Origin of the sequence: Bradyrhizobium sp. RP6, assembly GCF_003837805.1 — a bacterium.
In the GTDB taxonomy this organism is placed as follows: Bacteria; Pseudomonadota; Alphaproteobacteria; order Rhizobiales; family Xanthobacteraceae; genus Bradyrhizobium.
Genome location: NZ_RQIT01000020.1, coordinates 116,547 through 128,752, shown reverse-complemented (window position 1 = coordinate 128,752; position 12,206 = coordinate 116,547). Strand labels below are relative to the sequence as shown.

The following is a 12,206-nucleotide window of genomic DNA, read 5'->3' as shown; positions in this document are numbered from 1 at the left end:
GGGCGGCGGTGCGATTGACATTAACCGCGGGGCTCACATCGAACACTGGCGCCACGACACTAGGCACCGCAAAGGTGCGCGATACAACAACTCGAACCTTCAGCAGAGATTCGGGAACGCGAATCGTCCCCAAGGCGGGCGGCAAGGATTGGAGAACCGGGCTAATCGCCCCGGTGCGGGGGACCGTGCGCAGCGTGGTGACCGTTCGCAACGAGCAGACCGCAGCCGTGCGACAAACAGGCAAGCAGGCGCTAACCGGGGTGCCGGCAATCGACAGGTTCGTAATCGCTCAACCGCCGGCAGACATGCGCGCTCGGGAAATCGCGTTGCGCATCGTGGCGGGTCGCGGGCTGGCCATTTCAGACCGGCAGCTGGCCGAGGTGGTGCAGCGAGGTTCGCGGGAGGCGGACACCGGGCAGCAGCATTCCGGGGCGGCGGTGGCAGGAGCTTTCGCGGAGGCGGCGGAGGAGGATTCCGGGGCGGTGGCGGAGGCCGCGGTGGCGGTCGCAGGTCGGACATCAACCTGAAGCACGACGTGGTGCTCCTCGGTCGGCTCGACAATGGTCTTGGCTATTACCGTTTCGCATACAATGGCAGCGATAAAGCTTATGTCGGAGTGCTCGCGCAGGAAGTGCAGGACGTCAGGCCGGATGCAGTGACACGCGGCAACGACGGGTATCTCCGCGTCCACTATGAGCAGCTTGGCCTCACATTCAGATCGTACGAGAGTTGGGCCCGCGGTGGACGCGTTATACCAAGACTCACCACTAGGAGCGAGAAGCCATCTGTAGGCATTGAGATGTGAGACCAGCCCGGCAAATGCGCGACGATCGCCGGGCCGGTCACCGACCACCGGTAGAGGGAATTCTGGATGTCCTCTCAAAATGAAGTCGCCGCGAACGCTCCTGGCATCGCGGCGTCCTCATCCGTCTGGGCACCATTCGCCAGCCGCTCATTCGTCTGGCTGTGGCTCGCAAACGCGGTGTCGGCGCTAGGCACCTGGATCCAGAATGCTGCCAGCGCATGGATCATGACGGATCTGGCGCCCAGCCCGATGATGGTCAGCTTGGTGCAGGCGGCGGCGCAGCTACCCGTTCTGCTCCTCGCCCTGCCCGCCGGGGCCGTCGCCGATCTGATGGATCGGAAGCGCCTGCTGATCATTACAAACATCTTGATGTTGGTGGCCTCCGCTATCCTCGCGATTGTCGCTGCCGTGGGACGCCTTGATCCTGCAATGCTGTTGGTGCTGACCGTCCTGCTCGCCATAGGTACCGCGTTGAACAGTCCGGCTTGGGCGGCATCCGTGCCTTTGACCGTGCCGCGCCGGTCACTGGCGCAAGCACTCGTCCTGAACTCGGTCGGGTTCAATATCGCTCGGGCCATCGGACCCGCGCTGGGCGGCTTAATACTGGCGATTTGGGGCGCAGCTGCGGCGTTCTCAGCGAACGCGGCCTCCTTCGCGTTCGTTGCGCTCGTGGTCGGCGTCTTTTTGACGTTCCCGCGAACGCAGACGGCGAACAGGGTGCCGCCGGAGCCATTCGGGTCGGCAATGAGGATTGGACTCGCCTATGCACTGGCTGAACCGGTGGTGCGCAGCACGCTCGTCCGCTCGGCCGCATTCTTCGGCTGCGCGAGTGCGATCTGGGCCCTGCTGCCGCTTTACGTGCGCGAGGTGCTGGACCTCTCATCCGCAGCCTTCGGCCTGATGATGGGCGTCATCGGTACCGGTGCGGTGTTGGGCGGCTTGATGATGCCGGCCCTGAACAGGTCGTTTGCGCGCAACAATCTCATCCTTCTGGCCGGCGCCTCTTGCGGCCTTGCATTGGTGCCCCTCACACTCGTTCCCAGCGTAACGACAGCCTATGGGGCTCTCTTTGTGTTTGGCGTCGGATGGATTACCGGCGCCTCCAACCTGCAGGCAACCGTTCAACTAGCGGCGGCTCCGTGGGTGCGAGCTCGCGCGCTGGCGCTCTACCAAGCGGTCTTCAATGGCGGCATGGGCCTGGGAGCAATCCTTTGGGGTTGGCTGGGCGACCATGCCGGTCTGACAGAAACGATCCTGACCGCGGGGCTTGCCGGCTGTGCGATTGCGATCGTCACGCGCGCAATCCATCTGCCGCCTGAGATCGACGATCCGTCGGCCTCAGCCATTACAGATCCGCCAGCCTTATCGATTGCCGAAGAGATGAGGCCGCTTCTACACAGCTCTCGGCATCGCTTGCGCGCCGCGGTGAGTTACCAGATCGATCCGTCAGATGTCCCGGCATTTCGCGCCGCCATGGCGGGCGTCCGGCTGTCTCGGTATCGCGATGGCGCCGTTGGGTGGGCCCTGTCGCGAGATGTCAGTGATCCGACGCACTGGGTGGAGACGTTTATTGTCCGTGACTGGCATGAATTGCAGCGAGGAATAGATCGCCTCAATCTTGCCGATAGCGAAGCCGTAGCTGGTGCTCGCTCGTATCATCGTGGTCTGGATCTGCCACGCGTGACCCTACTGCTGCAAGAATAGCAGCGGGCTGCCGAGTGAGCGGAAAGAACGGGCGCCTCACCCTCCGCCCTCCATCATTTCCGCAGAAGCATTCAAACACCTTTGTCGTCATACTGGCTGGCGCTTACTGACTCGGCGATTGGGTTTTGAGATTTAATTGGACTATCGCGCGTTCACCAACGGTAGCTCACAATGGTCTACGAAAACGTTCGCGGTGCGCTGGCATTACCGCTATGGAGCGCGTTGTCGCGTTTTTGCGTGATATGAATGCTCGCTCGACAGCGGCCGGCGTATTTTGCTGCCGATGTCTCGCCGCAATATCGCCGACTATTTGGGACTGACGATTGAGACCGTGTCCCGCGCGATGTCTCAACTCCATGCCGACGGCGTCATAGGCTTTCTCAGCAACACGCAGCGCGACATCGTTGTGCTCGACCACGACCGTCTGACCGCTTTCGACACACCGAATTAACTTTGAGGAAATCGGGTGACTTTGCCGGCGCTGAGTTTGAAGGCTGGCCGTTCTCTGAAACGATAATCGCTCAGCACGAAAAAAGCCCCGGCGAACCGGGGCTTTAGAATGCGAGGCTTAGCCGTTAGTAGCGAGCAGCAATTGGAGCGCCGTAGCCGCCAAAGCGATAGTTCAAGCGGACTGTGACCATGTCCACATCCTGGCTCACGCGGTCGCTGAGCAGGGTCACACCACCGGGTGTGACGATACCTGCGCCTGCAAACGTGCGAGTGTTATTCCCCATCCAGAGATGGTCATACTCGACGCCCACAGACCAGTTCATCATCAATGAGCCCGATTGTTATCTTGCCTTCTCGCCGAGCCAACGCCCGCAGGCCGCGCAAGATGTCTTCGGAACGGTAGCGCAGAACAGGGACCACCTTCGACTCCTGCGACTTCCGCCTGATGAGAGTGCCTGCCTTCCTGCGCTTGCAAGCTGCGAGAGTGATGTCCGAATGGCTGAGGTTTGGCAGTTTGGCTCGTCTTCTTGCTTTGGTGAGCGAACCAAAACGCTTGACGTAGTAGCCGCTTTTGGGCGTGGTTCCGTTTTGATTGATCAAGTTGGCCGAGATGTATCCAAACTGCTGCTCAAGCTCGCGCAGGGCGCGGAGAAGCCGCGCGTCCGTCCAGCGAATGCCGTGATAGTATTCATCACAGCCATTCGTCTTTCGACGTTCCCAGCTGCGTTTCTGTACTTCGCTATGGGGAATAACGGGAAGTCCTGCCTCTTTGAGTGCGCCGGCCAATGAACCAAGGTGCCGCCGTATGTAATTGTCTGAGGGAAGGAAGCTGCATTTGTTGATCAGCCTGTTCGTGATGTACCCGCGCGCCCCGTGCAGTTTTCGCAGGCCCGCCAGTATCTCCTTTTTGCTCCAATGCCTTCCATTGTTGCCGAAGGGAGAGACGGGAGGCGGCCTGTATCCGACCGCTTCATACGCGGCATGGAGCGATCCGAAGTGAGAGGCCACGGTTTCCGCTGATGGGACGTCTTTAGCCTGTTCGATCAACTTTTGCTTCAGGTAGCCTTCGCGGGCCAGCAGCCTTTTCAGGGCGGCCTTAATCGCTTCCTCGTCCCACAATCTGTGCCGTGCCAAGCGCTTCTGCGCGTCTTCGAACAGGGCAACCGGCACGACCGGCTCGAACGCGGAAAACCTCGTCCAAGCCGATTCCGGATTTTTCATAACCGGCTTTTGTAATCTGTGGATCGTCCGATTGTAGGTCATTCGGCCGATGCACAGTTCGCTCGACAAGATTCTCCGAATGATAGCAGGGCTAAGCAAGTGCCCGGCTTGTCCTCTTATGCTTTCATCGGCAAAGCACCGCGCGATCTTCTTGATCGAAACCTCGTCACGAACGTACATCTCGAAAATGCGTCTTATGACCTCCAGCTCTTCGGCCGGGCCTGGGACAACAACGACCTTATCGTTGCTCAGTGCCTTTCTCTCGCCCTGTTGCAGGACCTGCTTGGGGTTGCGCGCCGCGTCGACCAGCACCCTCCGGAAGCCATAAAGCACCCGCGAGCCCTGGCGAAAACCGAGTTCGGCCTGCTGGCGCTTGGCACGAGCTAGCTTGCCCGAGAGCTCCCGGCTATATTCACCAGCCATCACCCGCTTCAAATGCTTGACGATGGTCGTGACGGGAGCGACATCTTCGCCGAAAGGCTCAGCGCAGTACCCCACGCTGATCCCCGCTTGACGACAGAGAAATTCGTAGTGCGCGGCCTGGTCGGGATTTTGAAAGCGTCCCCATCGGCTGACGTCGAGAACCAGGATGGCATCAAACAAACGCTTCGCGCCTAGGGCATCGCTGAGGAGCTGCCGAAGGGCATCTCTTCCCTTCAAGGACAGGCCGCTCTTCCCGGCATCAATGTAGGACGCGACGACTTGGTAGCGGACATCGATGGGAGCTCGAACCGGCGCCTCAATCATCAAAGCAACCCAAGCTTCTTTCTGATTATGGTCTCTTCCGCCTCCTCCAGAAGCAGCCTCACTAGCTTCGAGGGAGGCATTCTGTCGAGCTCCGCTGAATACGCCTGCCACTCCTCCAACGAGTCCCATGGCGAAGGCGGATCAATGAGGCCAATCAATGTAGCGTCGACGTTGTATTTGCTCCAATCTCGCGGCTTGATGTCGGCATCAGCTGCTATGTAAGCCTTCACGGCGAGTCGTCGGAAGACCCGTGACATTGCCTCCAGCCTCTGTCTTTTTTCGGGATTTGGCTCATCGATTGATTTGCAACTCAACCGGTCTGCCATTCTAAAGTGCTGTTCAGATTTGAACCGCATATTGCCTTCTTTAGCTTTGATCTAACGAAACGAGGTCACCAGACCGGCATGTCGTGTCATGCGCGCCGGTTGACGACCAAACTAGAGCACTCCGGACTTTCGGAGGCACTCGAAGCCGAGTTCTTGGCTGCGTTTATTCAGGGCAATGGGCATGGAGCTGTTCCGAAGCATGAAGTCTGCATCTGCGCGGGTCAGAATGGCGCCAACAGCATCCCCGTAGCATTGGCAAAACGCACCAACACGAGAAGCGCTGTGTCCTTGGAAAACAGCTTTTTGAGGCGCCTCAATCTTGCACTGCTGCTTAACAAGATTGATGATGTCGTATCGATCCGCCGTTGAAATATCACCAGGCGGTACATCCAACTCCGCCGCCCATTTGCCAATAAGTTTGCCGGCAGGTATCGCACCGCACACCACAACGACCAGGCCGATGATGCTCGGAATCGCTTTCCTCTGCGACAAGTTTGAATTGATAAAGCGACTTCGTGCCCATTCCGCCGCCCCCCAACCTGCGCCGAGGGCTGTAATCGCAGCCGCATAAACAAACCCCGCGGGACCTCTGTAAGGACCTTCTCCGAACGCAAGGACGCCCACGAAGACAAAACCAAGTCCGGCAACAATTGCTCCAACCGTGAATCCTGCAATAGTCGCTGTCACCTTTCATCTCGCCCCCCGGTCGGCGCAACCAGTTTCGTGACTTTCAAATCTATGCACGATCGACGCTTTGTTCTATATATCGAGGTGCATATTTTGAACAGATGCCTTCGCTTCTTGCATGGATTTGCGAGAGGTGTTTGCAACAAACCTTCGCCGACTGCGAAACGCACAAGGGCTTTCGCAGGACGATCTCGCGTACGAAGCTGAAATGAGCCGAAGCTATTTGAGTCAGCTCGAAAAAGGCGCGTTCTATGCGAGCTTGAAAATCGTGGGCAAGCTGGCCGCCGTACTCCGTGTCGAACCTGCCGAGTTCCTCAAATTGCCGGCGAGTAAATCTGATCGGGCTCGCAAATAGGCGGAGATTGAGCTTTAGGTGTCTCACCGGCCGGGCTCCGGCTGTCTCAGCCTAAGTCTTTCTCACTCATTGCATTTTCGCCTGAACGATGCGTGAGACACCTGTCTCATTGGAGGGCACGGTGACTCGCGGTGTCTCACCGGTAGTTCAGAAGCGTCCTTCGCTCCGATCCCGCCGGCTGGATAGGCGCTTCTCGGCGGGCGCTCGCCCTGCCCTGCTCCATTGCCCGGGGTGCGCTCCTGCCAGCGCCTGACGCCCCGCCAGCGGAGGGTCGAAGCCGCGCGATCGCGTCGAGCGCGGCCTTGACCACCTCGGCAATGCCGCGGTGCTAGTCGTTGTCGGGTAGCCAGTCAGCCTGCGCGCCGCGGCCGGCGTCGGCCAGCCACTCCAGCCGTTCGAGCATCACAGTCCGGTCCATGTCGGCTCCTGTTCCGGTGTGCCGCTGGTATGCCGGCGGCATTCTATCGGCATGCCGTCGGGATTAGATGTCGCCGCGGTCCCACGGCTCGTCGATGGCGTAGCCGCCCTGTCTCACCTCAGTCGGGCCATGTCTCGCCCTCCTTGCCAAGAGCCGGAGCCTTCCTCCGGCCCTACTCCCGCCGGTGCTCACGGAGTCGCCGACACCGGCGTGAGACACCCCCAAACAGGTGGGCGCGGGACTCCGACGTTCTCCCTTCAGCGTTTGAGCCCCTGCATTTTTCTCTTAAGCTGGTCTGAGACACCTGTCTCATTCGTGGACGCGCAGTGACTCATCTCGCAAGCCGACTTCGGAGCAAATTGCCCCACTCAGGTCGATCGTCGCGCTGTTGGCGGCACCTCGGCGTCAGGCACGAGTATCTTCGCTTGAATCCACGATGCCGCAGCAGTGAGACACCTGCTGGTTCCTGAGGTGTCTCACCAAGCAGTCTCAGCCTTTCGGAAGGTGACTCGCCTTGCGCCGGCGAACAGATATTGTCCGCGTACCCGACAAAGCCCTAAGCGGGCACAGCTTCGCCCCTTTCCGCCTTCAGTCTGGGAAAACGCCCACTCTGAAGCTCCTGACGAGGGAGAAGGCCCACTCGGCCTCGCGTACTTGGTTGCCCTCCGAACCCTCGTGGGGTTCGCGCGGCGTTGGCCCCGCCGCGTCCGCTCGTCGCGCCTTGTGGAGGGGCGTGACGATTCGGATGATTTTTTCGGCTCATCCCGCAAGTCGACCGGTTCGGGTTGTCATCCCGCTGACGGATGCGACTTGCCTTCAACCGCTCCCGGGGGTGCCGGGCACCTGAAGGCCGCGGGGAGGAATGGGGACACCTGAACCCGCGCATTTTGTTTCCGATTGCCAAATGGCATGTAGCGTCCGGCTCGCTGCCGCTGTTTGAGCTCGCGGCGCGCTGGCGGTCATTCATCGGCGGGAGAAAGAGTCGTGCTCTTCCCTCCCCGGCGACAAGATCATGGCCGATCTCGACTCGTCGCTATTCTCGCGACGGTCGGCCAAAGTACCTTGATTGCGGCGGGAACCTCCGAAGCGGACCCGCAATCGCGGAGCCCACGGCCGGCCGAACGCGGCGGTTCGGTCAGCGCGTAAGCGCCGTGTCCTCCGTCTCCTCGTCGTGGCCGGAAGTGCGAACAAGCGCGAGTTGGACCCGATCAGGGGACGCCGGCGGTTGAGCAGCCGTGACCCTCGTGACGCCCTCGTTCTGGTCACGGCTGGAGTCACGCCGCTCACGCAATTTCGCGCGGCGGCGGCGCTGACGCTCCGCTGCCTTGGCGTCCTTGAGCTTCCCGACAGTCCCGCCGGAGATCACACTGGATTGGGCGACCAAAAGGAACGGAAGGCCGGCCTCCTCGACGATCGCGCGAACGATAGCTTCCGCGTGCTCGGGGCGAAGGGTTACGAGGTGATCTTCATCATCCTTCCAAGAGTGGGGATTCTTTTGCCGCAGCACGATGTCACCGTAGAGGTTCGTGTACACGGCGGTTTCGTTCTGCTCCGGGTGGAACGGCACAACAAGGCATCCGTCCCAATCGAATTTCTCGCTCACGGACGCCTCCATATTGCTGGGGCGCTTGTACGGAGCTCTTCGTTCGGGTATGCAGAATCAGCAGCTGCCCAAGTACCAAAGAAAGCCGGCGCCTCCCGATTTGCCCTCGGGGGGCGCTTTCTTTTGTCCGGAGGATCAGGTTCAGGAATAGCTACGGCGAACTCGTACTGGTTCGCCCGCCAACGTTCGCCCGCAGGGCAATCGCCCTTGCCTTTCACGGTAAGCCGTTTGGGGGCTCGCGCTGAAACGCCTTGAGTTTCAATGAAGCAGGCTTGGCCCAAACTTTGGCCTAAGTGCTTCGAAATGCCAATAATCCTCCCTTCGCTAGGGAGCGCCAGCTGCGCCTGGCCCGCCAAAGGCGACAAATCCACCCCGCCGCATGCTGGCTGCTTTCGATGCACTCGCAGCGTTGACGATCCGGCGCGCGGGCCCGTGGCTCGGATTGACGGTCGGGCCGGACAGCCTGATCTGGACGACGATCAAGTTCGTCTTCTCGCCGGAGCATTGGCGCTGGCCGGGCTGGCCTGAACGCCACCGCCCGGATCGCGCCAGGGCGACGCTGTGACGTTACGCCGCGAACGATCGCATGATGCCCGCCCCTGCATTTACCGGAAATTTACCCCTGCTCATGAGCGCCGGTGTCAATTGCTTAGAGTTTGCCCGCTACGCGTGGAACTACGGGAATCATCCAAAACAGATCGGCGCTCATGTCCGTCGCAGAGTTCCTCAGACAGCGAGCGGTGGACGTCGCCGTGAGCGGCAGCTACTCGCTGCCCCGCTGGTACGATTGCGAGGGCAAGCTCCGCAGCTTCGCCTGCCGGACCAAGCGCGTCTCACCCTTCCGCATGATCGTGGACGTGCCTGTCGTCGGCAAGGTCGGCGAGCGCGTGACCTCCTACTTCCAGGATTTCGGCGAATTCCAGTGCACCATCAGCGCGACACTGAGGGCGGGCTTCCTGATGGAGCTCGACATGACGCGGGCGCGGCGCGCCTGGATGTCGGAGAAGCTGACCTGGCTCGAGAAGAAGCAGAAGGATGCCAGCGTACGCGACCTGCGGCGAGATGCGCGCTTTGTTCCACAGGTCTCGCACACCGTCCTGACCCTCGCGGACGGCAGCATCCACTCGTGCTTCATCATCGACGTCTCGACGGCCGGCGTCGCGGTGTCCTCCGAGTACGATCCGCCGGTCGGAACCCCGCTCGCGGTCGGCGCCTGCGTCGGACGGGTGATCCGCAAATTCGCACACGGCTTTGCGGTCAAATTCGCCGAGAAGCAGTCCCGTGACGATATCGTCCGCCTGATCGTGCGTTCATCGCAGCCGGCCTGATCCACGGCATCGCTGCCCTATCGCGGCCCCAATGCGGCATCAGCTTATGCAGGTCTGTGCCTCGGCCGGACATCATGTGCAGACTTGCGCTCGGGGGACCGAATGACAGTCGACAAGATCACAGCTGATAAAATTACCGTCGATAAGATCACTTGGGACAGGGTCGGCCGGGTCACCGAGCCCGGACGCTACATGTATACGTTCGGCTGGCTCACCATCACCGCCGGCGATATCGAGATCTGGAAGCGATACCCACAGGCTGCGTTCACCCTGCTGGCGCAACCGGCCGATCCGGACGCATCGATCGGCGAAGAATTCCATCTCGGCGCCTTTGATGTCGCTCCCGCCGCGCCGTCCCCGCTCCCAACGCATTGAGAACGGATTCGGGGGCCGCCGAGCCGCTGCTGCGCAAGCGGCGTTCCGGTTACGCCGGGTCGCAGTCCCGCCCCGCGGGCGTACAAGGAGCGGGACCAAGCCGCCAACCGTCGCGCCTGCCCCGTAGAAAGAGGCCATCCCGCCTGCGGATCCGCCGCCGGGACAGGTGCGCGGTGAATTGAAGAAACCTGCGCATTACCTTGATCTGGCTTGCCAATGTCGACGCGACATCGAATGTGCGGTCGTTGCCATGGATGACGAGCATTTTTTGTCATGCAATTGATTGCGCATGTATTCTACGTCTTCGCAGGCGGCGGGGGGATGAACGGCAGCTGTCGCGCTCGTTAAGCGAACCGACAGCAGGCACATGACACATGGTCGCATCGGCTGACGTAGATAAGCGGATCACGGGAACCTATTTTCGGCGCCGATGTACCTGATTGAAGCGCTCCCCACTGTCATTGGAACTGCCGCCATCGCCCCGGCGCTGCTGATGCTGTGGCTTGTCATCGCTGCCGAAGAGCGCCCCGGCCCGCCGGCCCAGGTCTGGACTGCCTTCCTGCTCGGCGCGGCCAGCATCTCGCTGCTGGGCCTTGCCCGCGCTCCCTTCGCCAAGATGGTCGCGGCCCCCGACGACCCCTGGGCGGCGCTCGCTATGCATTCGATCTTCGGCGTCGCGCTGCCTGAGGAGGCCGTCAAGGTGATCGCCATCGTGCTGATTTCGTCCACCAAGCGGCGGACCTTCTCCAATCCGATGGACACCGTGGTCTATGGCGCCGCGGTCGGACTCGGCTTCGCCGCCTACGAGAACCTCGCCTATCTGGTCCAGCACGCGGAGATGTGGCGCTCACTGGCCGCCCTGCGCAGCGTGCTGACCGTGCCCTTCCACGGCGCGCTCGGCATCATCGCGGGCGCCTACCTGACGATCGCACGCGCAGGCACGGCACTGGGCGCGAACCGCCGCCATCGCGACTGGGCCCGCCTCTCCAGCCGGCTACTGATCTTCGCCGCCCCGCTCGCGCTGCATTCGGCCTTCGATTTCCCGCTGCTGGCGCTCCAGCGTATGCCCGATCTCGATCCGACGCTCCGGATGTGGCTGGGCGCCGCGAGCCTCCTGGTCGGCTTCGGCTCGATTGCTTTCGCCATCCGCCTGGTCCGGCGCGTCGCGCGCCACCACGCGCCGCGGACCGATGTCGCGCGCGAGCGGCTCAGCCAGCTCCGCCGGATGTGGGCTCTGCTGCTGGCCGGCGGCGGCCTCGGGTTTCTGGGGCTCGCCTTCGTGCTGACCTCGATCCATCACTGGCTGATCGACCCCGAGCGCAACCTGACGCTGGCACTGATCCCGATTGGTTTCGTCTCGATCCTGCTCGGCTTGGCGCTTTTGATTGTCACGACGGCGATCTACGTTCTCGGCCGCAACCGCATGCGCACCAGCGCGGACGGTTTTTCCTCGGCGCCCGGCGGCGGCTGAGGCGCGCGATGGCAAGCGCGGCGCACACATAGTAGATTGAGCTGCATGGGCTGCTGACGAGATCGAGGACTTCATGACATCGCCTGAGGAATTTTCCCGGCTGCAATCCGCAATGAACCAGGCGGTCAAGGCACATTGGAAGGCCTTCCTGTTCGAGGGCATCCTGCTTGTGGTTCTCGGCATTGCCGCATTGGTCCTCCCGCCGCTCGCGAGTCTTGCGACCGCGATCTTCCTCGGCTGGATGCTCCTGATCAGCGGTATCGGCGGACTGATCGCGACCTATTGGGCGCGCAGCACGCCGGGCTTCTGGTGGTCGCTGATCTCGGCCGCATTGGCCGTGCTCACCGGTATGCTGCTGCTGGCCCGGCCGATGCAGGCGGTGCTGACGCTGACCATCGTGCTCGGCGCCTATTTCCTCGCCGAGGGCGTCGCCACCATCATGTACGCGCTGGAGCACCGGCGCGAGCTGAGCGGCCGCTGGTCGTGGCTCCTCGTCTCCGGCCTCGTCGACATCGCGATCTCATTCATGGTGATCACGGGACTGCCGAGCTCGGCGGACTGGGCGATCGGCGTCCTCGTCGGTATCAACCTGCTGTTCGGCGGCGCCACCTTGATCGGCATGGCAATGGCGGCGCGCAACAGCAAGGCCTGAGGCTCCGCGTACGCGCCGATTGGGGGGTGACAACCCGCCAGCGGCACGCTATATGGCCTGCCAT

14 protein-coding genes and 1 pseudogene are annotated in these 12,206 nt (G+C 61.6%); 10 read left to right on the top strand and 5 right to left on the bottom strand.

What is annotated here, in order from left to right; translation table 11 throughout:
- From EHH60_RS37885 to EHH60_RS38600, 4 genes are all read left to right on the top strand, one after another.
- The coding region (locus EHH60_RS37885; RefSeq protein ID WP_210211723.1) for a hypothetical protein at positions 1 to 527 on the top strand (527 nt) is incomplete at its 5' end.
- 8 nt (positions 528 to 535) lie between these two features.
- Entirely contained in the window at positions 536 to 805 is a 270-nt protein-coding gene (locus EHH60_RS38715) for a tail fiber domain-containing protein (protein ID WP_349629085.1), read from the top strand.
- A 66-nt stretch (positions 806 to 871) separates the two neighbouring features.
- Entirely contained in the window at positions 872 to 2,509 is a 1,638-nt protein-coding gene (locus EHH60_RS28545; RefSeq protein WP_124162709.1) for an MFS transporter, read from the top strand.
- A 283-nt stretch (positions 2,510 to 2,792) separates the two neighbouring features.
- On the top strand, positions 2,793 to 2,960 hold the full coding sequence (locus EHH60_RS38600) for a helix-turn-helix domain-containing protein (protein WP_502697428.1): 168 nt from the start codon (positions 2,793 to 2,795) through the stop codon (positions 2,958 to 2,960).
- A gap of 124 nt (positions 2,961 to 3,084) precedes the next feature.
- Here EHH60_RS38600 and EHH60_RS38165 read toward each other — a convergent pair.
- The 4 genes and pseudogenes from EHH60_RS38165 to EHH60_RS28525 form a co-directional block, all read right to left on the bottom strand.
- Positions 3,085 to 3,279 (bottom strand): annotated as a pseudogene (locus tag EHH60_RS38165) (hypothetical protein); the annotation flags it as partial.
- Complete coding sequence (locus EHH60_RS28530) at positions 3,254 to 4,927, bottom strand: recombinase family protein (protein ID WP_158626784.1); 1,674 nt, start codon at positions 4,925 to 4,927, stop codon at positions 3,254 to 3,256. The gene EHH60_RS28530 and the pseudogene EHH60_RS38165, both read right to left, overlap by 26 nt.
- Positions 4,927 to 5,283 carry a hypothetical protein gene (locus tag EHH60_RS37250; protein WP_158626783.1) on the bottom strand — a complete coding sequence of 119 codons (357 nt, stop codon included), beginning with the start codon at positions 5,281 to 5,283 and terminating at the stop codon, positions 4,927 to 4,929. Before EHH60_RS37250 ends, EHH60_RS28530 begins: the two co-directional genes overlap by 1 nt.
- Positions 5,284 to 5,364: 81 nt before the next feature.
- Positions 5,365 to 5,940 (bottom strand): hypothetical protein, encoded by a 576-nt coding sequence (locus EHH60_RS28525; RefSeq protein WP_124162707.1) that lies wholly within the window; start codon positions 5,938 to 5,940, stop codon positions 5,365 to 5,367.
- 118 nt (positions 5,941 to 6,058) lie between these two features.
- Here EHH60_RS28525 and EHH60_RS28520 point away from each other — a divergent pair, with 118 nt between their 5' ends.
- Positions 6,059 to 6,295 (top strand): helix-turn-helix domain-containing protein, encoded by a 237-nt coding sequence (locus EHH60_RS28520; RefSeq protein WP_124162706.1) that lies wholly within the window; start codon positions 6,059 to 6,061, stop codon positions 6,293 to 6,295.
- A gap of 1,553 nt (positions 6,296 to 7,848) precedes the next feature.
- Here EHH60_RS28520 and EHH60_RS28515 read toward each other — a convergent pair.
- Positions 7,849 to 8,316, bottom strand: a complete 468-nt coding sequence (locus EHH60_RS28515; protein WP_124162705.1) for a hypothetical protein — start codon at positions 8,314 to 8,316, stop codon at positions 7,849 to 7,851.
- 379 nt (positions 8,317 to 8,695) lie between these two features.
- Here EHH60_RS28515 and EHH60_RS28510 point away from each other — a divergent pair, with 379 nt between their 5' ends.
- The 5 genes from EHH60_RS28510 to EHH60_RS28490 all read left to right on the top strand — a co-directional run bounded on the left by EHH60_RS28510 (position 8,696) and on the right by EHH60_RS28490 (position 12,142).
- Positions 8,696 to 8,881: a hypothetical protein gene (locus tag EHH60_RS28510; RefSeq protein WP_124162704.1), complete on the top strand. Its 186-nt coding sequence runs from the start codon at positions 8,696 to 8,698 to the stop codon at positions 8,879 to 8,881.
- A gap of 142 nt (positions 8,882 to 9,023) precedes the next feature.
- Entirely contained in the window at positions 9,024 to 9,644 is a 621-nt protein-coding gene (locus EHH60_RS28505; RefSeq protein ID WP_124162703.1) for a PilZ domain-containing protein, read from the top strand.
- Positions 9,645 to 9,746: 102 nt separating this feature from the next.
- Complete coding sequence (locus EHH60_RS28500; protein ID WP_245454609.1) at positions 9,747 to 10,019, top strand: hypothetical protein; 273 nt, start codon at positions 9,747 to 9,749, stop codon at positions 10,017 to 10,019.
- Between the two features lie 430 nt (positions 10,020 to 10,449).
- A complete protein-coding gene (locus EHH60_RS28495; RefSeq protein WP_124162702.1) occupies positions 10,450 to 11,490 on the top strand; it encodes a PrsW family intramembrane metalloprotease in 1,041 nt (346 codons plus the stop codon).
- 73 nt (positions 11,491 to 11,563) lie between these two features.
- Positions 11,564 to 12,142, top strand: coding sequence for an HdeD family acid-resistance protein (locus EHH60_RS28490; RefSeq protein WP_124162701.1), 579 nt, complete (start codon positions 11,564 to 11,566; stop codon positions 12,140 to 12,142).
- Positions 12,143 to 12,206: the final 64 nt, after the last annotated feature.